The following is a 22,347-nucleotide window of genomic DNA, read 5'->3' as shown; positions in this document are numbered from 1 at the left end:
TTTTATTTTTGAACATATCTGAATATAGAAAGAGCGCCGATGATATTAAAGTGCCGTTACCGTGGTTTTATCAATAAATGACAAAGCAAATTTTCTATATGCCGTTGAAAACGTATAACTGTTCTATACTTTAAAAGAACTGTGTAATACGGGGATTAAACATGGCTGCCTCCAAGGAAGTAATTGAAGACGACATTCAATATGAATCGCTTGAAGATTTTTTTCAGGACTTTCGTGAAGCTAATGAAAGCTGTGAAGTAATATTAATAGATTTAGAACACCGTCCAGAGGACGTCGATCTTTTGAACGGTCTATTTAGAGTTGTTCACACGACAAAAGGTAATTTGATCTACGTGGGTTTATCGTCAATAACCCCATTAATGCAGAGCCTTGAGGATCTCTTGGATTACATACGAAATGGTCATCTACAGTACGACAGTATACTGTGTGATGTCATTCTCTTATCTTTAGACAAAACAAAACAGATGGTTGAGGCTAAGCTCAACCAGAGTGAAAGTCCTCTTTCAGAAGAAACGGTAGATAAAATATGTGGTGATATCAATTTAATCGTTGATGCATCGCCGGAAAAGAGACTGGAATTATTCAATGATGTTTTGCGACTGCTGGATCCTTCTGCATGCCTTCGTGATGCAACGGGAGAACAAGTTATGGTTTCGCAAGAAAATGTAGGGGATGAACCGTCTGATGAGACTGTCGCATCAACCCCACCATCGACCCAACCATTAAATCAACCGACGATAGAGGAATATCAGTCACAATTGATTGAAATGATGGAAAAATATGATATAGAAATAGATGAGGATATACGTTATTTCGCAAGTTTGGTTAAGCCGCTTGAGGATAGAAGCCGTTACTGGCATGGGCGTGCATTAAGACAACTTTTTGTTTGTTTGGAGATGAATCGTGAAATGGGCTCGCCAGTTAATGAAGCTCAGTTGGCAGTAGCGGTTATGTTGCATGATATTGGCATGTCTTTTATGCCTTTGGAGATGCTCGATAAGAAAGGGCCTCTGACCTCATGTGAGTTGAAAATTCTACATTATCACCCAGATTCGGGGTATTTACTTCTTAACGAATCGGCTCGTTGGCATGACGCTGCCATTATTATTAGGCAACATCATGAGCAAATGGATGGCTCTGGTTATCCTTGCCACCTTCACCAAGGCGAAATATGCGACGGGGCTAAGATCATTAGCATTGCCGATACGTTTGAAGCAAGAACACATGAACGAGCGCATCATACTTTGTTAAAACGGCCCTTGATGAGATGTAAGGTTGAAATAAACAACTACAAGGGCACACAATTTGATGAACAGTGGGTAGATATCTTCAACAAGATCGCAGAAGTACACTTTAAATCAGAGGAGAATCTACCTTAGAGACGAAACAAGCTTTATCATCTTAATATTGGAATCTCGCAGTCATGGTTATTTGCGGGCCGTAGAGCCCATTATTCCTTGTTTCTGCAGATAGCGTCAATTGCTCCGTAGAGTGGAACCTAAAGCCTGCGTGAAATACCGATGCATCTTCATTCCGCCCCAGTCTTCCTGTCAATTCTATTCTGTCCGCAACCCAGACACGCAATCCAATGTTTCCCTCCACTTGTGTTTCGGTTTCGCCTCCTGCTTGCTGATTGTATTTAACATGGTGCATGAGAAGTTGCCCATAAACATCAGCAAATTCGTTAATTGGACCATTGAAACCAACCCCCCCGGCAAAGTCATGATCATCTTCAAATTGTGAGTCTGCGCGGAGTACGGCATGTGTATTATCAGTCAGGTAAGTACTAAACTCAAAACCAAACGTTTCTGGATTAACTGCTGTTCTCAACTCTAAAAAGTTATAGTTAAAGTTGTTCGCAAATGCACCAGTACTAAAACAGGTTGAGATAATTGCCATGGCTGAAGTGATTTTTTTCAAGTTAGTCTCCGAAGAAAAAGCTATTTTTTTTGACTATCAATATGAGATGCAATAAACACGCCAAATGATAAACCAAACTAGCATCAAATGCAGAGAATTCTTTGGAATTGTAATGATCCAGTTCAACTATTGAATGATTTTGAAATCAAAGTTAAAAACGTGGAGAATATTTACTTTGTTGACGATGTTGGATTGATGACCTCAAAATGTTCAATATTATTTGAAATGTCAGTATTGTAGTGATCCATATTCATCAGTATAAGTGAAGGTATAATAATGAGCGCTGCCGCAGCGATAAGTATGATCTTTTTCATAGATATTCCCTTCTAATCGGTGTGTTTTGATTAAAGCATTGCCCGTTTGAATCCATGATGATGGGAATATTCATTAACTGTTCAGGTTACTCTGATTTCAATTAAACAAAGAGCAAAAGAGTGCTACCATAAGCGCTCGAAAAATTCTGCAACTAGACTCTTTCAATTCAGCACTAAAAGAAAAAATTATGCGCAAATACTCTTTTTATTCATTGGCTTTGGTTGTGTATTTTTTCTCAAGCGTAATCTTTAGCTCAACCTCTTTTGCAAAAGATAAGTTATATGTTTATGCTGCTTCATCAATGACAACCGTGGTTGATCAGTTAGTTAGTGCATATAACACGAATAACGATATTAAAGTAGTGCCTGTATATGGTGGGACAGGCTCTCTTGCAAGACAGATTCAACATGGCGCTCCTGCAGATATTTTCATTGCGGCAAACCGTGACTGGATGGACTATTTAACGGAAAATAATCTCATTGATCGTGACAGTGTCACTTGCTTGGCTTCAAACCAATTAGTGGTCATTTCACCAAAGGAAATAAAAAACAATTAGAGATTGAAAAGGTTGAATCTTGGCTAGCTTTGATTGGCAATAGTAAGCTCGCAATAGGTTCGGTAGACTTTGTTCCTGTTGGCACATATTCCAAACAAGTCTTGGACAAGCTAAATCTTTGGCAGGCTATTCAACCCAAGCTGGTATTCACAAAAAGCGTTAGAATGGTGCTTGCTTTGGTTGAGCAAAATGCGCTTAATGTTGGTATCGTTTACCGAACAGACGCATTACTCAGTTCAAAAGTAAAAATTGTTGCAACGATACCAGTGTCATTGCACCAGCCAATTTCATATCCTTTAGCTAAGTTAAACAACAAACCAGAGACCTTAGCGTTTTTTAAATTTATTCAATCAGAGCAAAGCTTAGGTATTTTATCTGAATATGGCTTTTTAACACCTGTAGAGGCTCGGTAGTATGCTTTCAGATTTTGAGTTCCAGGCTCTACTTTTGAGTCTTAAAGTCGCTTCTGTTTCTTCTATTTTTCTAATTCCTTTCGGTATTTCAATTGGCTTTTTCTTAGCTAGGCGCAACTTTTTTGGTAAAGGTGTTTTCGACTCTATTATTCACTTACCATTGGTATTACCTCCAGTCGTTATTGGCTATCTATTACTCATTACCCTTGGTCAGCAAAGTGCTTTAGGATATTGGTTAAATGAGACAATGGGAATCGTGTTTTCTTTTAACTGGAAGGGAGCTGTTATTGCTTGTATGGTCGTATCTCTGCCACTAATGGTTAGAGCTATTCGGCTTAATATAGAAACCTTTGACCGAAAATATGAACAGGCAGCTGCAACTCTCGGTGCGTCACCCATACGCGTTTTTTTTACGATTACGCTCCCTTTAATCACCCCAGGTATCATTACTGGTACCATGCTTTCATTTGCCAGAAGTTTAGGCGAGTTTGGTGCAACCATCAGCTTTGTATCGAATATTCCCGGAGAAACTCAGACTATTCCTCTTGCCATGTTTAATTTTATCGAAACACCCGGAGGTGAGGAAGGAGCTATGAGATTGTGTATTATTTCAGTTGCGATTGCATTATCGTCCCTTTTGGTATCAGAGTGGCTTACAAGGATAAGTCGAAGACATTCTGAAGGTTAAAATGAGTAAATTAGAGATACGTTTCCTACATCAACTCGGCGAACAGATTTTTGATATTCATTTTTCGGCTCCTAGTAAGGGTATTATTGCTGTCCTAGGACGTTCTGGCTCGGGTAAAACTACTTTGATCAATGTGATAGCTGGACTTCAAACACCACGGTCAGGGATAGTAAAAATAGAAGATCACGTGATGTATAACAGTGAGCTATCGATAAACGTACCAACTTATAAGCGCAACCTCGGTTACGTTTTCCAAGATGCACGTTTATTCCCACATTTGAAAGTTAAGCCAAACCTAGTCTATGGAATGGGTAAAGAAGATAACGATTATTTCTCTCAGATCATAGAATTATTGGCTCTTGAACCCCTGCTGAGTCGTTTTCCACATCAGCTTTCAGGAGGGGAAAAGCAAAGAGTGTCTATTGGAAGGGCATTGTTGTCCAAACCGAATTTATTGTTGATGGATGAACCACTTGCTTCTCTTGATCTTCCAAAAAAGCAAGAAATAATGCCTTTTCTTGAAAGGCTTTCGCATGAGATAAAGATTCCTGTCGTTTATGTTACTCATAGCATAGAAGAGGTTATCCAACTTGCAGACCATTTGGTCATAATTGATCAAGGTCAGGTTGTGACGTCTGGACCCGTGGAACAAGTCTGGTCTCTAGAAGCGATGCAGCCATTTAATCCTAATGGCGACCGCAGCTCGATATTTACTGGTAACGTCATCGAAACCAGTCTCGAGTATGATATGTCTAGAGTTCAGATTAGTCCGAATGTTAGTCTTTGGGTTTCTGGAAAAATAATACCTATTGGAAAAACGGTGCGTTTAAAGGTCCGTGCTTCGGATATTTCTATTGACTTAAAGCCATCGGGCTCAAGTTCTATTCGTAACGTCCTGCCAGGAACAGTGGTTCTTATTGAAGATGTTATTTTATATGATGGGCGCAAAGCTGCCAATGTGTTGGTAGAGCTAGCCGACAGTTGTCAGATAGTCTGTACCATTACACTATGGGCAAAAAAAGCGTTGAATTTAACTTTGGGGCAAAGCGTTTTTATCCAAGTAAAAAGTGTTTCTTTGAATAAAAGTGATTGTGTTTTTGGGCATTAAAAAGCACACAATAAATCATAGTTGTTGTTAGATTTAGACAATAAATCTCGGCAATTGAATTAGGGTATAAAGCCTGATAGCATCTAAGGACTATCTATACACTCAAGCGAGTAAACTTCATTACTTATTGAAATAAGGGAAGTTGCTTGACTACTATTTGACCTCTTTAGTCTAAAAATTTATGAGCAAAAAACTCACCATTCTTGATATCGCGAAATTAGCTGGGGTTGGTAAGTCAACGGTTAGTCGTGTGCTTACTAATGACCCTAAAGTAAAACCACAAACGCGTGAGAAGGTTGAGTTCATCATTCGTGAATCAGGTTATATACCTTCAAAATCAGCCCAGTCAATGCGTGGTGGCAGTCAAAAGTTGATTGGCGTAATAATCTCTCGTTTGGATTCTCCATCAGAAAATCGCTCTGTTGGCTCAATACTTAGCACCCTGTATTCAGCAGGATACGACGTGGTGATCATGGAAAGCCAGTTCGATCGAGATAAGACCAATGAGCATTTGAATGTCCTTAAACGTCGCAATGTCGATGGAGTCATTGTCTTCGGGTTTACTGGCTGTGATGAGCAAGCTTTAGCGGAGTGGGGCAACCGTATTGTAGCTATTGCTATGGACACACAGATGGTTTCCTCTATTAACTACGATAATCAAGGCGTAATAGAGATGGCGCTCTCCCACTTAGAGCGATACTCTATCACTCGTATTGCTTATATCGGTGTTGATCCTGAAGATCGTACTACGGGCCTAGCTCGTCTCAATGCTTATCAAGTATGGTGTGAGCAAAAGCGTATCAAACCTCGATTTCAAACCGGAAAACTCAGTCACGAGAGTGCTTACTGTCTAGTGAACCAAGTTCTTCAATCTGATACACAAGCGATAGTCTGCGCCAGCGATACGATCGCTCTTGGAGTAATTAAACGTTTACAAGAAATTGGGCGCGAAGATGTGGTTGTCACAGGTGTGGGTGGAAATGAATTGCTTTCTTTTCTCTTTCCCAAAGTTTTCAGCGTAGATCCCGGCTATGCCCATGCGGGGAAAAAAGCTGCTAACATGCTGATTAGCCAATTAAATGGCAATAAATCTTTAGTACATGTTACCCAACAGCCTATCCAGCGTTAATCTACTTAGAGCTCTGCCTGTTTAAAATGACACTGTGATCATTCTCAATTTATGGGATTGTTCCCATTTTGTTTTGGAATCCTTAATGGCACTATTAAAAATATCAAAAAGGGAATGTTCCCATTGTTGAAGTTAAACGATGAATTGAAGGTCTCGAATATAAGGTGGGCAAGGTTATGAGTAAGATTGTACCTCAAGATGTAGAGCGCTTGATTAAACTGATTGGGGGAGCGCACAATATTGCTAGTGTAAGTCATTGCTTGACTCGTTTACGTTTCGTATTGAATGACCCAGACAAAGCTAATGTGGACCAGTTAAGTAAATTATCTATGGTCAAGGGGTGCTTTACAAACGCTGGCCAGTTCCAAGTTGTTGTCGGAACTGAAGTCGATGAAGTTTACAAGATGTTGATTAATCTGACCGGTAAAAGCGAGGCAAGCAAGGATCAAGCTAAAAGCGCAGCTCGTCAAAATATGAATATTGTTGAACGCGGTATTTCCCATTTTGCAGAAATCTTTGTTCCATTATTGCCAGCAATCATCACTGGCGGCTTAATTCTCGGTTTCCGTAATGTCATTGGTGACATAAAAATGTTCGATGGTCAGACATTAACGGAAATTAGCCAGTTTTGGGCTTCTGTTCACTCTTTCTTGTGGCTAATTGGTGAAGCAATCTTCTTTTTTCTACCAGTTGGTGTGTGCTGGTCGACAGTGAAAAAACTCGGGGGTACTCCGATTTTGGGCATTACACTTGGAGTGACCTTGGTTTCACCACAGTTAATGAACGCCTATTTGATCGGTAAACAGATCCCAGAAGTGTGGGATTTTGGCTTATTCACTATTGAGAAAGTAGGCTACCAAGCTCAAGTCATACCCGCAATGCTTGCAGGAATAGCCTTAGCACTTATTGAAACCAACTTAAAACGGGTTATTCCATCTTACCTGTATCTAGTGGTTGTACCGTTTGTTTCTATTATCGTTTCTGTGATTTTAGCGCATTCTATCATTGGCCCATTCGGCCGTGCCTTAGGTGATGGTGTGGCTTTTGCTGCAAAAGCAGCAATGACAGGTGATTTCGCGCTGATTGGCTCAACCATTTTCGGTTTTCTGTACGCGCCACTGGTCATCACTGGCATCCACCACACTACTAATGCCGTCGATCTGCAATTAATGCAAGATTTAGGTGGCACACCCATCTGGCCTTTGATTGCACTATCAAACATTGCTCAAGCGTCGGCAGTGGTTGGCATAATTATCATTAGTAAAAAACACGGTGAGCGTGATATCTCAGTGCCTGCTGCTATCTCTGCCTACCTTGGTGTCACTGAGCCTGCGATGTATGGCATTAACTTGAAATACAAATTTCCAATGTTGAGCGCTATGATCGGTAGTGCTGCTGCAGCAGCTATCTGTGGGAGTTCAGGGGTCATGGCGAACGGTATTGGCGTAGGCGGTTTGCCGGGGATCCTATCTATTCAGCCGCAGTTTTGGGGCACATTTGCTTTGTCGATGTTGGTGGCCATCATAGTCCCTTTGCTGCTTACTCTTGTGATGTTTAAGCGTGCTCAAACCAAGTGTGACCTCAAGTCCGAAAACATATAACTCGATAGATAATGTGACACTGTCACAAGTGGTTGCTTCAATCTCAAAAGATTCATGGTTGGGCTTTATCCGCAGCGTTATTTTCCTTGAGTTCAACGCTGTGGCATCGCTCTGAATCCTGCATTTTGAAGTCACTTGGGTATATTTGTATTTACTTTTTATTTCAATGGTGTGTGAGTATTAGAAATGGCCATAACTAAACCTGATGAGAGTTGGTGGAAAACAGCAACCATCTACCAAATTTACCCAAAAAGCTTTTGTGACAGTGGAAGCAAAGGCATGGGCGATCTAAAAGGGATCACGTCAAAACTGGGTTACATAAAACTTCTAGGTGTGGATGCGATTTGGTTAACACCGGTCTATCAATCGCCAATGGTCGATAACGGTTATGATATTTCCGATTATTTTGAGATCAACCCTGAATTTGGCACCATGAAAGACTTCGATGTCTTGCTGTCAGAGGCTCATCAATTGGGTATTCGAATCATTATGGATATTGTAGTGAATCATACCTCGACTCAACACAAATGGTTTCAATCGGCATTAGGTGATAAAAATAGCCCATATCGTGACTACTATATCTGGAAAGATCCTGTAGAAGGTGCTGAGCCCAACAACTGGAACTCCAAATTTGGTAGCAGTGCTTGGGCATTGGATGAAGGTACCGGCCAGTACTATTTACACCTCTTCGCCAAAGAACAAGCGGATTTAAACTGGGAGAATCCATCAGTTCGCGAGGAGGTTAAAGACGTCATTCATTTCTGGGCGAAGAAAGGTGTAGATGGCTTCCGTTTGGACGTTATCAACCTTATTTCGAAGCAACAAGAGTTTTTAAATGATGAGAACGGCGACGGTCGACGTTTTTATACCGATGGTCCACGCGTGCACGAGTACCTTCAAGAGATAAGCGAATCCGTATTTCAAAAGTATGGTAGTGTGACTGTCGGGGAAATGTCTTCAACTACATTAGAGCATTGTCAGCAATATTCAGCTCAAGATGGTAAAGAGTTGTCTATGGTATTCAACTTTCACCATCTCAAAGTCGATTACCTAAATGGGGATAAATGGACGAAAACTCCGTTTGATTTTATTCAACTAAAGCAAATCTTCAACCATTGGCAAACGGGTTTAAATGGCAAAGGGTGGGGTGCATTATTTTGGTGTAATCACGATCAGCCACGTGTTGTTAGTCGTTTAGGTAATGACAAGCAGTACCGTATCGAGTCAGCCAAGATGCTTGCGGCATCAATACATATGATGCAAGGCACACCTTATGTCTATCAAGGTGAAGAGCTTGGGATGACAAATCCACATTACACCGATATTCGTCAATATCGTGATGTTGAAAGTACTAATATGTACCAAATTATGGTTAATCGTCGTGGTATTGCGCACCAAGATATGATGGCGATTTTGGCGCAGAAATCTCGTGACAACTCACGTACGCCGATGCAGTGGAATAGCACCAAGAATGCTGGATTTACTAAAGGAACACCTTGGTTAGACTTGGCTCAAAATTATCCTGAGATCAATGCGGAAGCTGCAATAGCAGATTTGAATTCTGTATTCTACTTTTATAAGCATCTGATTGAACTTCGTAAACAGGTTTCTGTGATCACTGATGGCCGATACGAAGATCTATTCCCCGAGCACAAGCGAATTTTTGCTTATGCCCGTCAGAACGATAAGCAAGTATTATTGTGTATTAATAACTACTATGGCGACGAAGCAAAGTGCACACTGCCTGATCGTTTTGATATGAGCAAAGCCAGAAAACTACTTTCTAACTATCAGAGTGAGACTTGTGAGGTTGGGGGGCAGAATCAAGTACTGCGTCCTTACGAAACCCGCATTTTTTTGATTGAGTCTGACTAAAAATTCGTACGGATTATGTTTCTACAAAGGCGTTGGTATGTTGCCAACGCCTTTGTAATTAGCGAGTAAAAACTTGTACAAAGTCTTTCTTCAGAATGGGGTCCCGCCTAGCTTTTTTTATCTGTTTAACCATATCTTTGATACACTTACTTAAAACTTGATCAAGTAACTGTGCGCGGTATTGCTCTTGTTGCTGCTCATCCATCTCTTCTGGAAGTTTTATTGAAGGAAACTCTTCCATTACGTTTAAACCGGCAAAAGCCTGACCTACGGAAACAAGTGCGTGAAATTGCTCAAAGTTATCTAGCACATTTTGCGCGCTAACAGGTAGCGTATCCCATGCCTCTCTTACTGCCTCTTCCGCTGCTTCGTGTATTGCAATAACCATTGAGTGCATCGTTTCAGGAACGTCATCAAATTCTATGACTTGCCTTAATTCTGCAGACACTAGCGAAAGATCAGGTTGTGAATTTCCCAAGTCGGCGACATCTGACATATTCTGCTCTCTGTTCTCATCTTTAAAATCGTTATGTTAGAAAAATGAGTTCAAATGTCAATGCTCGGCTATCTTGAGTAAGAAAATTCAGAGAATTAGTAGATATTTTAGGCGGAACAAACTTTATTACGTCCGGTTTTTTTTGCTTTGTACAACGCATTATCAGCCGCTTTCATTACTTCTGCCACGGTATCAAAATCTAGGTTGTCTGCTACACCAATGCTAATCGTGATGTTGACCGTGTTACTTTTTGCCTTCGCTTTACGTTGTTTAGAGCCCACTTTGTCATTTTTGGGACGCGCATCCTTATTACGTATGACCATGTCGTATTCCTCCAAGGCAGCTCGTAATTCCTCCAGTTCACTCAGGGTATCTGGTGCTTCTCGTCCTTTAAATAAAATGGTGAATTCCTCTCCACCATAACGATAAACCCGCGCTTTTTTTCCTACCTTTTGTAATTTACTGGCTACAAGCTTTAATACGTCGTCACCCGTTTCATGACCGTAGCTGTCATTAAATGATTTAAAGTGGTCGATATCTACCATTGCGATTGAAAAGACCTTTCCTAAATGGCGTAAGTCTGATTCTAGGGCGAGCCGGCCTGGAATATCGGTAAGATTGTCATTAAACGCTAGCTCGTAGCTTGCATTGATCAAATAGAGAAGAAGAAGTATCCCCGCTAAAGAAAAGAGTGTACTTGAAATGAAAGTAACGTGGATGAAAGCGTAGGTTACTGATGAAAGAAGTGCGGTTGTGTAAAGAACGGCATCAATAATGTTATTCCGGCTCATCAAAAAGATTGAAAAAATGAGCACCATTGCTAGGGAAAATATAACTAAAATGAAAGGCAGTTGTGAAACACTTGGCCAAACGAAAAGAAACGTATTGTTTAAGTCATCTAGTCCATCCTCATGGATATAAGATAATGTTATCCAAGACCATATAAAAAAAACGCTTAGCTTAAATAGGTATAGCGCAAATGGCTTTGAAAAAATACTCGCATCTCTATAACTGAGGACCAATAAAAGTGATATTGGCATGAGTAGAGTGAGCAGAGATAGCTCAAATATTGTGGTGCCCGTAGAGAGTGGTGATTGTAATCGGCTCTGTATTACCCAGTATGCAAGCAACATGGTTGCAGAAACCATAGCGATACGACTTTGCTTAAATGCATGCGCTAGTAAGATAGTAAATATAAATAAAGCGTATGGTAAAGAGGTAATGATCTCACGGTTGGAATAAGTAAGTTCAACAATCTGGTTTTGACAAACCATGGCAAATGTCACGATCAATAGTGGTAACGTAAGCCGAAACCAATTTGTTGTGACAATTCTAAAGGACATAACCAGAGAGCCTTAATACTTTACTTATTAGTTGCTGTTAAAGAATACTTTTATTTGATGAATTTCCAAGTGTTTTACAACAATGCTTTAATAAAATTACACAATAATGGGATATTGAGGACATTTTTCGTACAAAACAGTCGAGGGAGGGGTTAGATTTATCGGTTTGTCCGATTGGACTATTGGAATGAAGAAATAGTTTAGTATAAGGTAATCCTGACATGACGATTTATTTAGGAGTGCCTGTGGGGCTTTTTTCACGATTATTCGGTGTTAAACCAAAACAAGAAACCCAAACCGCAGAACCTGTAGAGTATAAAGGTTACCTCATTTACCAAGAGGCCATACCTGAAGGTGGCCAGTACCGAATTGCTGGTAGAATTACTAAGGAAATAAAAGGTGAAGTGAAAACCCATCGCTTTATACGCTCTGATATTTTACCAAGTGCGCCTGACGCGAACGATTTCATGTTAAAAAAAGCGCAAATGTTCATCGATCAAATGGGTGATGATATGTTTTGACCTTAGGTCTGAACACAAAAGGATTTATTACTAGAAAGCTATTGGTCAAAGACCAGTGGCTTTTTTCGTTTATGAAGGTCACAGATTTTGTAATTGGATCTGTTTTCTGAGTTTTACTGGTTTGACCTGTATGAGTGATACGCTAATGTGTTGTATTAACGACTTGATAAGCCTATTTCTTCATTACTTAATGTTATATGTAATGATATTTTAGTTTTTTGCTACAAAGTGCTTGCAGTATCGGAATTCGTTGGATAAAAAAAGAACAATCTTTGTTTGTTAAATAGTCAAGGAATAGCTAATGCAAATAGGTGTACCAAAAGAGGTTATTGCTGGTGAAACTCGAGTTGCCGCCTCTCCGAAGTCAGTTGAGCAGCTCTTAAAAATGGGTTTCGATGTAGTCATTGAAAAGGGAGCCGGCGAAAAAGCCAGCTTCGACAACTCAGCGTTTGAAACATCAGGAGCAAAAATTGTCTCCAAAGCACAGGTCTGGAAGTCAGATATTATCCTTAAGGTTAACGCTCCTGTTATTGATGGCTCAAAAAATGAAGTCGATTTAATCAAAGAGGGTGCAACGCTTGTCAGCTTTATTTGGCCGGCTCAAAACCCTGACCTCATGAAAAGCCTCTCTGAAAAAAATATCAATGTTATGGCAATGGATACGGTTCCGAGAATATCTCGCGCTCAGTCTCTAGATGCGCTCTCTTCGATGGCGAACATTGCGGGCTATCGTGCCGTAGTAGAGGCTGCTCACGAATTTGGACGGTTTTTTACAGGTCAAATTACGGCAGCAGGAAAAGTCCCTCCTGCAAAAGTTTTGGTTGCTGGTGCTGGTGTTGCAGGACTTGCGGCAATCGGTGCGGCTGGTAGCTTAGGTGCGATCGTTCGTGCGTTTGATGTAAGGCCTGAGGTCAAGGAACAGGTTCAGTCTATGGGCGCCGAGTTTCTCGAGATAGAATTTGAGGAACAGGCTGGTTCCGGTGACGGCTACGCAAAAGAAATGTCTGATCAATTTAACCTTAAAGCTTCTGAGCTATATGCAGAGCAAGCGAAAGATGTCGATATCATCATTACAACAGCATTAATACCGGGTAAACCTGCGCCAACTTTAATTACTAAATCTATGGTCGATAGCATGAAGCCTGGCAGTGTTGTTGTTGATTTAGCGGCAGCGAATGGAGGCAACTGCGAATATACCCAAGCTGACAAAGTTATAACAACCAGTAATGGTGTGAAAATCGTTGGATACACCGATATGGTTTCGCGACTTCCCACTCAGTCCTCTCAGTTGTTTTCAACTAACATCGTCAACCTTTTAAAACTTTTATCTCCAGAGAAAGACGGTGAAATTAATATTGATTTTGAAGACGTTGTGATTCGCAACGTAACAGTAATCAAAGAGGGTGAAATAACTTGGCCGGCTCCACCTATAAAGGTTTCTGCTCAACCGGCACAACTCCCAAAAGAGAAAAATACAGAAGCGCTGATTGTTGAAAAGAAAGCTGTTTCCCCAACAAAAAAATGGCTCGCGGCGGGAATAGGTGCGAGCGTTTTCGCATGGATTGCCAGTGTTGCACCTGCGTCTTTCTTAGCGCACTTTACTGTTTTCGTTTTGGCGTGTGTCGTTGGTTATTATGTCGTTTGGAACGTGACACATTCTTTACACACACCTCTCATGTCTGTCACTAATGCTATCTCAGGGATTATTGTCGTTGGTGCATTATTGCAAATTGGGCAAGGAAGTGGCTTTGTCTCATTTCTTTCGTTTATTGCTGTTTTGATCGCTAGTATTAACATTTTTGGCGGGTTTACAGTAACTAAGCGCATGCTTGAAATGTTTCGTAAAGATTAAGGAGTGATTGAAATGTCTGCTGGAATTGTACAAGCTGCTTATATAGTGTCTGCTTTGTTTTTTATCTTGAGTTTAGCTGGTCTATCTAAACAAGAATCTGCTAAAGCCGGTAACTATTACGGAATTGTTGGTATGGCGATAGCTTTACTGGCCACGATTTTTTCACCTGATTCTCAGGGTTTTGGTTGGATTATTTTGGCTATGATCATCGGTGGTAGCATCGGTATTCATTATGCTAAGAAAGTTGAAATGACTGAAATGCCTGAATTGGTGGCGATCCTACACAGTTTTGTTGGATTAGCTGCTGTATTAGTTGGTTATAATAGCTTTATTGCTGCACCCGAGTCTAATACACACGCTGAGCATGTCATTCATCTTGTGGAAGTGTTTATCGGAGTGTTCATTGGTGCGATAACCTTTACGGGTTCTATTGTTGCCTTTGGTAAACTGCGTGGTGTTATCTCTTCTTCACCTCTTAACTTGCCAAATAAACATAAACTTAATCTAGCTGCCGTCGTTATATCGACATTGTTACTCGTTTATTTTGTTAATCAGAGTGGGAGTACTTTTGCTCTTCTTTTGATGACCGCGATTGCCCTTGCCTTTGGCTATCACTTAGTCGCTTCTATAGGCGGGGCAGATATGCCAGTTGTGGTTTCTATGCTGAACTCTTATTCTGGTTGGGCAGCGGCTGCAGCCGGATTTATGCTTGCAAACGATCTTCTGATTGTTACAGGAGCTTTGGTTGGCTCATCAGGTGCGATATTGTCATACATAATGTGTAAGGCAATGAATCGTTCTTTTGTAAGTGTTATCGCAGGCGGTTTTGGACAGGAAGTCTCCGTATCTTCAGATCAGGAACAAGGGGAACACAGAGAGACCTCGGCTGAGGAGGTGGCAGAAATGCTAAAAAACTCAAAGTCGGTAATTATTACTCCTGGATACGGAATGGCAGTTGCTCAAGCCCAATATCCCGTTCACGAAATCACAGAAAAGTTACGTTCAAAAGGTGTTGATGTTAGATTCGGAATTCATCCGGTAGCTGGCAGACTCCCAGGGCATATGAATGTTTTGCTTGCAGAGGCAAAAGTTCCTTACGATATCGTACTTGAAATGGAAGAAATCAATGATGATTTCACCGAGACAGATACCGTTCTTGTGATTGGAGCAAATGATACAGTAAACCCTGCTGCTCAGGATGATCCAAATAGCCCGATTGCTGGGATGCCCGTACTAGAAGTTTGGAATGCTCAGAATGTGATCGCTTTTAAACGTTCGATGAACACTGGCTATGCTGGCGTTCAGAATCCTCTGTTCTTCAAAGATAACACTCAAATGCTCTTTGGAGATGCAAAGGATAGTGTAGACGCAATCGCGAAAGCACTGTAAACTTGTAACCTACGATAACTAAGCCAGCAGTACTGCTGGCTTAGTTTGTTTTGAACTCGTATTCCTGACATTGATATTACATTTGCGTTATATATTTCTGTAATAATGTTTACTCTAACTACTAACTTACTGATTTATTGTACCTTTGCCATTGACTACGAAAAGATTAACAGCATTAGCATTGTCTATCATACTCTCTTCTGGAGTGGCGGAGGCGGAATCCCTTCCTGAAAGGATTGATAGATTTGTAGACTTTTTTAATCAAAAAGAAGCTAGCGTTGTTTATGATATTCGAAGCTTACAATCTGATTATCCTACAAAATTACTGACTCCTGAATCGATGTTACCTCAAACATCTGTCTACCCATTGCGTGATATTCAAAGGCTCTATCACCTCTCTCAGCACTGCTCAGGTAAACTACCTCTCAGCCCTGTTGTGACCGAGCCACTTGTTTTTACTCGTGCTATGTGTAAAGGGAGTACCCTCAGTGATAAATGGTTTGCACGTAGTGGACTCATTCATCCAGGAGGTGGGACATATGCGAGTCGCTATGTCGAAGAACACCCGGATAGTAATGCTCAACTCCTTCAATACATGCACATCAAAGAACGCGCACTTGCACCAAAATCTACTTTGCTTGGACGTTTGCAAAGAATGGACGAAGAGGCGGTACTAGCTTTAATTGCTGGTTCGAGTATGTTCATGGAACGTGATGAGCTTTGGTTAAGAAAAAACGATAACTATCTGGTTTTCCCCGAGGATATTTGGCAGCGAGCGGTTGAAAACGCCGGATTGACGTTTAAGCTCAAAAGCCAATCTTACAATAGTTGTTTTGTACAACGTGGCAATATGTGCTGGGATGTTGAGGACCACTCAGACGTTCTGCGTATCAGCATGGTTGTTCTTGTCATAGCGAATATTTTGCTGGTTATGGGCTGGTCGTTATATCGATGGGACACTAAGCGGCAGGAAATGAAGAGCCGCATGCTTATATTGCAAATACTAACTCATGAGCTTCGTACTCCTATTGCAAGCTTATCTCTCACGGTAGAGGGGTTTCGACGGGAATTCGAAAGGCTGCCTGAATCAGTCTACGACGAGTTCCGAAGGTTGTGTGAGGATTCAAGACGTCTTAGGCAACTTGCCGAAGCGAGCAAAGATTATTTGCAATCAGATAATAAACCGCTTGCAAGTGATTGGGTACCGTCAGTTAAAGAATGGTTAGAGTTCAAGATAGAGGAAGAATTTAACGGCAACGTTGACTTTATTATCAATAGTGACGTTTCCGCAAAACTTAATGTATATTGGTTGGGCACTTGCATAGATAACTTAATACGTAATGCGCTCAAGTATGGTGTGGCTCCTGTTGTTGTCGATGTAACAACAGAGAACCAAAAAATTACAGTTAAGCTGATCGACCAAGGTGAACTGTCTGCGAGAGACTGGCGGCAGTTACGAAAGCCGTTCGTAAGCAAAAGCGGTCTTGGTTTGGGCTTGACTATCGTTGAATCTATGGTTGGCAGGATGGGAGGGCGCATGTCCCTAATCGGGCCACCGACAACGTTTATTTTGGAGATACCTTGTGAAACAGACACTGCTTTTAGTTGAAGACGATAAAAACCTGGCTGATGGTCTATTAGTTAGCCTTGAGCAAGCAGGATACGAGTGTTTCCACTCAGAGACAATTGCTGACGTGGCTCAATATTGGGAAAAAGCGGATTTAGTCATTTTGGATCGCCAATTACCCGATGGTGATTCGGTAGAGCATTTGGTTGATTGGAAAAAGTTAAAAGACATACCTGTAATTTTATTAACCGCATTGGTCACTGTGAAGGATAAGGTCATGGGGCTTGATTCGGGTGCTAATGACTATTTAACTAAGCCTTTTGCTGAGGCGGAGTTATTTGCACGTATTCGTGCACAGTTGCGTGCCCCTGAAGATGAGCTTCAAGACGATAGCCGCGTTCAAACAGAGCATCTAAAAATTGACAAATCAACACGTGAAGTGATTTACAAAGACGATTTCATTACCTTGACGCGCACGGAGTTTGATTTATTGCTTTTCTTAGCGAGTAATCTAGGCCGAGTGTTTACAAGAGACGAATTGCTTGATCATGTTTGGGGGTACAATCATTTCCCTACAACTCGAACCGTTGATACACATGTTCTGCAACTTCGCCAAAAGCTACCGGGACTTGAAATTGAGACTCTTCGGGGAGTTGGCTACAAAATGAAGGCATAATGAGGTTATTTCTATTGCTCGGGGCGTTACTCAGTAGCGCTTCCGTAATGTCTAAACAGGTATCTTGGTTTGAGTCAAACTCTCCCCTGACTCAAGCTCACAGACATTTGTTGAATAACGATTTGTCAGGGATGTTTTCATCTCTGGTAGAAGTTTGGCAGTTAGAAAAAAACAGCAGTATTGCCCCCCACCTCAATGATTTGTTCCTCCAATCCCTAGATGTTGATTGTGGTAAAGGCTTCGATAAGCGTTCTCTGCCTTCGTGGTTAAGCAATGTCACCATACGAAGAACAGAAATTCAAAGTCCAGGCAGGGACGCGTACCGTGCAATTATTGAAGTTGATGCGACTAAAGAAATTTTTGATATTACACTGACAAGGTGGGTGTCAAAAGAACTCTCGACTGATAACACTTTCAAGTATTCTGCGTCTCATAATGAACTCGGATTAATGAAGTACCTCAAGCGCTACAATTTAAATAGTGATATCGCGAAAGGTCTTTATCGACTTGATATCACAGCGCAAGATCAGTCTTCTTGGAGTACATGGGTCATACTCAGCGATACCGAACCTAAAATCTCCATTCGCTGGAATGCGAAAGCAGAATGGAAGGTTGAGCAAAATGCGTTACTGAATCGGAACTGCCCTTTACCCAAGTTTGAGATCGCCCTTTATGATTATATTGACAACAAATATACTAAAGTCTGGTCCAAGCAATACGACTCAAATTATCCCACTTCACTAGATAGTGCGAATATCCCACCTGGTAGGTATGTTTTAGGGGTTTCTATCAGTCATCAAAGATGGCAAGGACCGATAATTGTAGAGCAATCCCAAATTATTAATAAAACATACGACGTTTCAGTGGAGGAATAACGCGAGTTAATAGAGAATGGAAGTACATGGAAACAAAATAGTTTTGTATCGTATGGAACATAAATGGAAATTATTACCCCTGTCTTTCTCTCTATTATCAGCGTGCGCAATAGCGGATAACTACGCAATTGAAGCGCGAGGCGATGGAATGGGTGGTGTTGGCGTCGTTGCAGGAAACTTCTTAACAGGCTCCTTTTATAATCCCGCAATAACGGCAATTTATCGACGCAATGATGATCTTGGTATGATCACTCCTAGTTTTGGTGTGCAATATCGCAATGAAGATGATTTAGTTGGCGACCTAAAAGACATATCCAGTCTTCTAGACAAAGCGATCGCAGGTGATTTATCCAAGGCAACTGAGATTGAATCTAAATTAAAGAGTCTTAAAAATAGCACAGCAAACCTCGAACTTGGAGGTGTCGTTTCTTTTGCTATTCCTAATCAATTCGTTGCAGCAAATCTTTTCGGGAAAGCGTATGCAGAATCTTTCGCTCAAATTGATTCTTACGATGCTGCAACAGGGCCAGTCTCATCCGTGGTCAATGCCGAACTAAGTGGTGTTGATGCTGTTGGCATAGGGGTGACAGAGGTTGGTTTATCTTTAGCAAAATATCAAACTTTTTTGGGGCAACACATATCTTTTGGTATTACACCAAAACTACAACGCCTCTATACCTACGTCTACCGAGCTAATCTTAACAACTATGAGCTAAAAGATGTTAGAGATAATGGAACAGGCGAAACCATGTTCAACTTTGATGCGGGTTTTTTGTGGTTTTATGGGCCGGTTAGAGTGGGTTTTTCGGCCATAAATCTCGTTTCTCGGGATGTTAAATCACAAACATTGGAAGGCACAACAGTTGTTTCTAAGGTAGACCCTAATCAAAGTCGAGTATTTCAACCGGTTGTGTTTGATTATCAGATGCGTCCTCAATACACAGTTGGTGTTGGGCTTGTTGGTGATTATGCTAGCATCAGCGTTGATTACGATTTACGTGAAGAAGAAAAGTTTACTAGTTTCAAAGATAATTCTCGTATGCTGAGGGTAGGGGGGGAGATCGATATCATGCGCCAATTGAAATTGCGTGCAGGTTGGAATAAGAATCTTGCTTACGATAATCGTGAGGATACGGTTACTGCGGGTATTGGCCTTTCACCTTTAAATTTATTTCAGTTGGACCTTGCCGCCAGCTATACAAACAAGAACGCAATGGGAGCTTATATAAATTTCGTTTCTCATTATTAACTACTAGACCTTATTGGTTCTGCGTAATATAGTCGGCTCTCATTTTTGAAGGAGCTGACTATGTTAAATGACCTACCGACGTTATCCCACCAAGAACAACAAAAAGCGGTCGAAAAAATTCAAGAACTTATGTCTCAAGGTGTAAGTACTGCTGAGGCAATTAAGATTGTATCGGAAAAAATCCGAGAAGAGATGGCGAGTTCATCTGGAGAGTAGCACACGCTACTTTCTCTCTCTTAATGCACTATAACTAAATTAACTTAAACTAATACATCAAAAATAACGCCCCCTTAAAAAGATAGGAAATCTCTGAATAAATCAATATATACAATTAAAACATGCATTTATCTTAGAATAAAATGCTAAGACTACAATGGTAAATTTTTATTCTGTAATAAAATTACAAGCCAACTTTTGACTTAAATCTGACCCAGCATAAATCACTACACTGACAATTAAGCATACAGCTTAGTGACGCTGTCACAAGTTTTATCTTTCTTAGTCTATGAATACTATGGAGTTATATAAAGAAATCTTATTGATTATTTTATTGAAAGAGGGAGTTTTTTTACCTAGGATTGGGTGAGTTACATTTTATAAAATATAGACTGATGTTGTATAAACTCTTTAGCGCCTCAAGTATTGTTCTCCTATCTATCATTTTCTCTCCAGCTTTTGCTCAGCCAGATGATTTTAGCCAAGCGAAGGTAATCGCTAAAAATGACGTGTACTTTGACCGAATGCAAAAGGGGACGCTTTATTGTGGTTGCTCTTTTGAATTCAAAGGGCGTAGTGGTGGTGTGATAGATTTAGACTCATGTGGCTATAAAGTTAGAAAAAACACTAAACGTGCTCAGCGCCTAGAATGGGAGCATATTGTACCCGCCTCAAACTTTGGAAAAGCTCGCCAATGTTGGCAAAATGGTGGTCGCAAAAACTGTTCGAAAAACGACCCAGTATTTTCGTTAATGGAAGCCGACCTCTATAACCTAGCTCCAGCAGTGGGAGAGGTAAATGGTGACAGGTCGAATTTCAATTTTAATCAAGTACAAACCAATCAGAAATATTATGGCCAGTGCGACTTTAAGGTTGATTTTAAACAGCGTGCCGTCGAGCCTCGCGATGAAGTGAAAGGTATGATCGCCAGAACTTACTTTTATATGCACGATAGATATCAGTTCCCAATGTCAAAACAACAAGAAAAGCTCTTTATCGCTTGGGATAAGAAATTTCCAGTGAGCTCGTGGGAAAGAGAAAGAGCCCTGCGTATTGCGAAGGTAATGAATCACAATAATCCTTTTGTCGTTGGAGAAAAACAATGGAAGGAAGGGGATCGAAGCAAGCTTTTAAAAGCTAAGCTGCCAGAAGCAGCGCATGAAACAGGTGCGTTGCACGGCAATAAAAGAAGCAAAAAATATCACCTTGCAGAGGGATGTCCAAGTTACAATCAAGTCAGTACAAAAAATCTAGTTTTGTTTAAATCTGAAAAAGAGGCAATTACCGCAGGATATTCGAAAGCAGGCAACTGTAAATAAACAAAAAGTAACGTTGTCACTGATTTAACCATATTTTGCTATTAGGTTTTGTTATGCTTATCAATAGTTAATGCATGTCGGTGACATTGTCACAAAATTTCTTTCAATATTGTCCATTTTCTATTTGGCTAAAGCAACGTCTAGTATCTAGTCTTATCAGGTACGCAGTATTAGGAGGTTGCAAGATATGGGGACAATTAGAAGTATCATCATCGTAGCTCTTTCCGTGGCATTCTGTAGTTACGCTAATTCGACCACATTCACATTTGCTTCAATTGAGAAATTGCCGGAGCAAGTGATCAGCGCTCGGGTTATGACCGCAATATACGATGAACTCGGCTATGGTTTGGTGGTTAAGGAAATGCCTGGATTGCGCGCTCAGGAATCGGCCAACAGCGGCTCCGTTGATGGAGAGATTGCGCGAATCTTTGCTTACGGCGAGCAAACACCCAATGTAATACGAGTTCCCACTCCCTATTATTCGCTCAAAACCGTCGCATATTCAATTGATGGAAGCAGTATAAAAGTCGCCAATAAAGACGATTTAAATCGCTACAAATCTGTAATTGTGCGCGGAGTAAAACATACTGATAAGATCACTCAAGATGTCGACCCCAAAAAAGTTAAGGTGATGGACAACGCAGAAGCTATGATGAAGTTCCTTCATAAAGGCAGAGCTCAGCTTGCTCTCACTAATCCGCTCAATGGGAGTCTTACCTTACAGAAACTAGGGTACACAAACATAGATTTGGCAGGGCCTCCGTTAGCCACGCTAGATCTTTATCACTACATCCATAAAGACAAAGCCGAGCTCGTTCCCATCATTGACAAAAAGATCATAGAAATGAGGGATAACGGTAAGTTACAAAAGTTGCTCGAGAAAACGGAAGCAGATGTTTTAAACAATTGGTTTAATTAGATAGAGTGCGGCTCTTATGATTACGATGCGGGTATCTCGCACAGTCGTAAGAGCCTTTTGCTTCTCACCGAGGTAAAATTTATTCATAAAACAAATCTCAGCAATACATATTAAATCCTAATACTTTTCCGTCACCCTCAAGTTTCAATTTTAAAATTGGTTAACATTTCATTCACCAATGTTCTAAAAGAATACATATTTAGGTTGCAAATTAATCTATTTGATCAAAAATTAATCTGGAAGCGGCTTCAATTTTTTATAACAATAATAACAACAACAATGAGTTAATCAGATATAAA

Annotated in this window: 20 protein-coding genes and 1 pseudogene; 17 read left to right on the top strand and 4 right to left on the bottom strand. The window is 40.7% G+C overall.

The annotated features are described in order from the left end of the window. The first annotated feature begins 161 nt into the window (after positions 1–161). Positions 162–1,400: an HD domain-containing phosphohydrolase gene (locus RH40_RS10895; protein ID WP_009601545.1), complete on the top strand. Its 1,239-nt coding sequence runs from the start codon at positions 162–164 to the stop codon at positions 1,398–1,400. 22 nt (positions 1,401–1,422) lie between these two features. Here the strand turns inward: RH40_RS10895 and RH40_RS10890 are convergent, their stop codons facing one another. Next, positions 1,423–1,941 (bottom strand): hypothetical protein, encoded by a 519-nt coding sequence (locus RH40_RS10890; RefSeq protein WP_009601544.1) that lies wholly within the window; start codon positions 1,939–1,941, stop codon positions 1,423–1,425. Positions 1,942–2,111: 170 nt separating this feature from the next. After that, the gene (locus tag RH40_RS20825; RefSeq protein ID WP_009601543.1) at positions 2,112–2,255 is read right to left on the bottom strand and encodes a hypothetical protein; all 144 of its coding nucleotides are present in this window, start codon (positions 2,253–2,255) and stop codon (positions 2,112–2,114) included. Between the two features lie 188 nt (positions 2,256–2,443). Here RH40_RS20825 and modA point away from each other — a divergent pair. From modA to treC, 6 genes and pseudogenes are all read left to right on the top strand, one after another. Continuing rightward, a pseudogene (modA, locus tag RH40_RS21245) lies at positions 2,444–3,225 on the top strand (molybdate ABC transporter substrate-binding protein). Position 3,226: 1 nt separating this feature from the next. Beyond that, complete coding sequence (modB, locus tag RH40_RS10880; protein ID WP_009601542.1) at positions 3,227–3,913, top strand: molybdate ABC transporter permease subunit; 687 nt, start codon at positions 3,227–3,229, stop codon at positions 3,911–3,913. 1 nt (position 3,914) lies between these two features. Continuing rightward, positions 3,915–5,021, top strand: coding sequence for a molybdenum ABC transporter ATP-binding protein ModC (modC, locus tag RH40_RS10875; RefSeq protein WP_009601541.1), 1,107 nt, complete (start codon positions 3,915–3,917; stop codon positions 5,019–5,021). Positions 5,022–5,202: 181 nt separating this feature from the next. After that, positions 5,203–6,150 carry a trehalose operon repressor TreR gene (gene treR / locus RH40_RS10870; RefSeq protein WP_009601540.1) on the top strand — a complete coding sequence of 316 codons (948 nt, stop codon included), beginning with the start codon at positions 5,203–5,205 and terminating at the stop codon, positions 6,148–6,150. A gap of 176 nt (positions 6,151–6,326) precedes the next feature. Next, a complete protein-coding gene (gene treB / locus RH40_RS10865; RefSeq protein ID WP_009601539.1) occupies positions 6,327–7,751 on the top strand; it encodes a PTS trehalose transporter subunit IIBC in 1,425 nt (474 codons plus the stop codon). A gap of 186 nt (positions 7,752–7,937) precedes the next feature. Continuing rightward, positions 7,938–9,626 carry an alpha,alpha-phosphotrehalase gene (gene treC, locus RH40_RS10860; RefSeq protein WP_009601538.1) on the top strand — a complete coding sequence of 563 codons (1,689 nt, stop codon included), beginning with the start codon at positions 7,938–7,940 and terminating at the stop codon, positions 9,624–9,626. 58 nt (positions 9,627–9,684) lie between these two features. Here treC and RH40_RS10855 read toward each other — a convergent pair whose 3' ends face one another. Both RH40_RS10855 and RH40_RS10850 read right to left on the bottom strand, forming a co-directional pair. Next, a complete protein-coding gene (locus RH40_RS10855) occupies positions 9,685–10,122 on the bottom strand; it encodes a DUF3069 domain-containing protein (RefSeq protein ID WP_009601537.1) in 438 nt (145 codons plus the stop codon). A 107-nt stretch (positions 10,123–10,229) separates the two neighbouring features. After that, the gene (locus RH40_RS10850; protein WP_009601536.1) at positions 10,230–11,465 is read right to left on the bottom strand and encodes a GGDEF domain-containing protein; all 1,236 of its coding nucleotides are present in this window, start codon (positions 11,463–11,465) and stop codon (positions 10,230–10,232) included. A 245-nt stretch (positions 11,466–11,710) separates the two neighbouring features. On the opposite strand from RH40_RS10850, the gene RH40_RS10845 reads away from it, so the two are divergent. The 10 genes from RH40_RS10845 (at position 11,711) to RH40_RS10805 (ending at position 22,048) form a co-directional block, all read left to right on the top strand. After that, positions 11,711–11,986 (top strand): HlyU family transcriptional regulator, encoded by a 276-nt coding sequence (locus RH40_RS10845; protein WP_009601535.1) that lies wholly within the window; start codon positions 11,711–11,713, stop codon positions 11,984–11,986. 301 nt (positions 11,987–12,287) lie between these two features. After that, positions 12,288–13,838: a Re/Si-specific NAD(P)(+) transhydrogenase subunit alpha gene (locus RH40_RS10840; RefSeq protein WP_009601534.1), complete on the top strand. Its 1,551-nt coding sequence runs from the start codon at positions 12,288–12,290 to the stop codon at positions 13,836–13,838. Positions 13,839–13,850: 12 nt separating this feature from the next. Then, positions 13,851–15,227: a Re/Si-specific NAD(P)(+) transhydrogenase subunit beta gene (pntB, locus tag RH40_RS10835; protein ID WP_009601533.1), complete on the top strand. Its 1,377-nt coding sequence runs from the start codon at positions 13,851–13,853 to the stop codon at positions 15,225–15,227. Between the two features lie 181 nt (positions 15,228–15,408). Next, the gene (vxrA, locus tag RH40_RS10830; RefSeq protein ID WP_009601532.1) at positions 15,409–16,836 is read left to right on the top strand and encodes a sensor histidine kinase VxrA; all 1,428 of its coding nucleotides are present in this window, start codon (positions 15,409–15,411) and stop codon (positions 16,834–16,836) included. Next, positions 16,811–17,470 (top strand): response regulator transcription factor VxrB, encoded by a 660-nt coding sequence (vxrB, locus tag RH40_RS10825; protein ID WP_009601531.1) that lies wholly within the window; start codon positions 16,811–16,813, stop codon positions 17,468–17,470. Before vxrA ends, vxrB begins: the two co-directional genes overlap by 26 nt. Next, positions 17,470–18,345 (top strand): DUF2861 family protein, encoded by an 876-nt coding sequence (locus RH40_RS10820; protein ID WP_009601530.1) that lies wholly within the window; start codon positions 17,470–17,472, stop codon positions 18,343–18,345. Before vxrB ends, RH40_RS10820 begins: the two co-directional genes overlap by 1 nt. 52 nt (positions 18,346–18,397) lie before the next feature. Continuing rightward, positions 18,398–19,594, top strand: a complete 1,197-nt coding sequence (locus RH40_RS10815) for a conjugal transfer protein TraF (protein WP_039954581.1) — start codon at positions 18,398–18,400, stop codon at positions 19,592–19,594. 60 nt (positions 19,595–19,654) lie between these two features. Then, positions 19,655–19,810, top strand: a complete 156-nt coding sequence (locus RH40_RS20355) for a YoaH family protein (protein WP_009601528.1) — start codon at positions 19,655–19,657, stop codon at positions 19,808–19,810. Between the two features lie 395 nt (positions 19,811–20,205). Beyond that, positions 20,206–21,129, top strand: a complete 924-nt coding sequence (locus RH40_RS10810) for an endonuclease (RefSeq protein ID WP_039954580.1) — start codon at positions 20,206–20,208, stop codon at positions 21,127–21,129. 187 nt (positions 21,130–21,316) lie between these two features. Next, the gene (locus RH40_RS10805; RefSeq protein ID WP_009601526.1) at positions 21,317–22,048 is read left to right on the top strand and encodes a substrate-binding periplasmic protein; all 732 of its coding nucleotides are present in this window, start codon (positions 21,317–21,319) and stop codon (positions 22,046–22,048) included. The last annotated feature ends 299 nt before the right edge of the window (positions 22,049–22,347 follow it).

Origin of the sequence: Vibrio caribbeanicus ATCC BAA-2122, assembly GCF_000165125.1 — a bacterium.
In the GTDB taxonomy this organism is placed as follows: Bacteria; Pseudomonadota; Gammaproteobacteria; order Enterobacterales; family Vibrionaceae; genus Vibrio; species Vibrio caribbeanicus.
Note: the sequence above shows the minus strand (reverse complement) of the source record. Positions and strands in the feature narration are given on the sequence as shown.

Excerpts from the sequence above, each read along its gene's own strand:
- modB (WP_009601542.1), top strand. The coding sequence starts at position 3,227 with ATGCTTTCAGATTTTGAGTTCCAGGCTCTACTTTTGAGTCTTAAAGTC.
- pntB (WP_009601533.1), top strand. The coding sequence starts at position 13,851 with ATGTCTGCTGGAATTGTACAAGCTGCTTATATAGTGTCTGCTTTGTTT.
- RH40_RS10815 (WP_039954581.1), top strand. The coding sequence starts at position 18,398 with ATGGAACATAAATGGAAATTATTACCCCTGTCTTTCTCTCTATTATCA.
- RH40_RS10850 (WP_009601536.1), bottom strand. The coding sequence starts at position 11,465 with ATGTCCTTTAGAATTGTCACAACAAATTGGTTTCGGCTTACGTTACCA.
- treB (WP_009601539.1), top strand. The coding sequence starts at position 6,327 with ATGAGTAAGATTGTACCTCAAGATGTAGAGCGCTTGATTAAACTGATT.
- RH40_RS10810 (WP_039954580.1), top strand. The coding sequence starts at position 20,206 with ATGTTGTATAAACTCTTTAGCGCCTCAAGTATTGTTCTCCTATCTATC.
- RH40_RS10820 (WP_009601530.1), top strand. The coding sequence starts at position 17,470 with ATGAGGTTATTTCTATTGCTCGGGGCGTTACTCAGTAGCGCTTCCGTA.
- RH40_RS10840 (WP_009601534.1), top strand. The coding sequence starts at position 12,288 with ATGCAAATAGGTGTACCAAAAGAGGTTATTGCTGGTGAAACTCGAGTT.
- RH40_RS20825 (WP_009601543.1), bottom strand. The coding sequence starts at position 2,255 with ATGAAAAAGATCATACTTATCGCTGCGGCAGCGCTCATTATTATACCT.
- RH40_RS10855 (WP_009601537.1), bottom strand. The coding sequence starts at position 10,122 with ATGTCAGATGTCGCCGACTTGGGAAATTCACAACCTGATCTTTCGCTA.
- modC (WP_009601541.1), top strand. The coding sequence starts at position 3,915 with ATGAGTAAATTAGAGATACGTTTCCTACATCAACTCGGCGAACAGATT.
- RH40_RS10895 (WP_009601545.1), top strand. The coding sequence starts at position 162 with ATGGCTGCCTCCAAGGAAGTAATTGAAGACGACATTCAATATGAATCG.
- treC (WP_009601538.1), top strand. The coding sequence starts at position 7,938 with ATGGCCATAACTAAACCTGATGAGAGTTGGTGGAAAACAGCAACCATC.
- RH40_RS10805 (WP_009601526.1), top strand. The coding sequence starts at position 21,317 with ATGGGGACAATTAGAAGTATCATCATCGTAGCTCTTTCCGTGGCATTC.
- treR (WP_009601540.1), top strand. The coding sequence starts at position 5,203 with ATGAGCAAAAAACTCACCATTCTTGATATCGCGAAATTAGCTGGGGTT.
- RH40_RS20355 (WP_009601528.1), top strand. The coding sequence starts at position 19,655 with ATGTTAAATGACCTACCGACGTTATCCCACCAAGAACAACAAAAAGCG.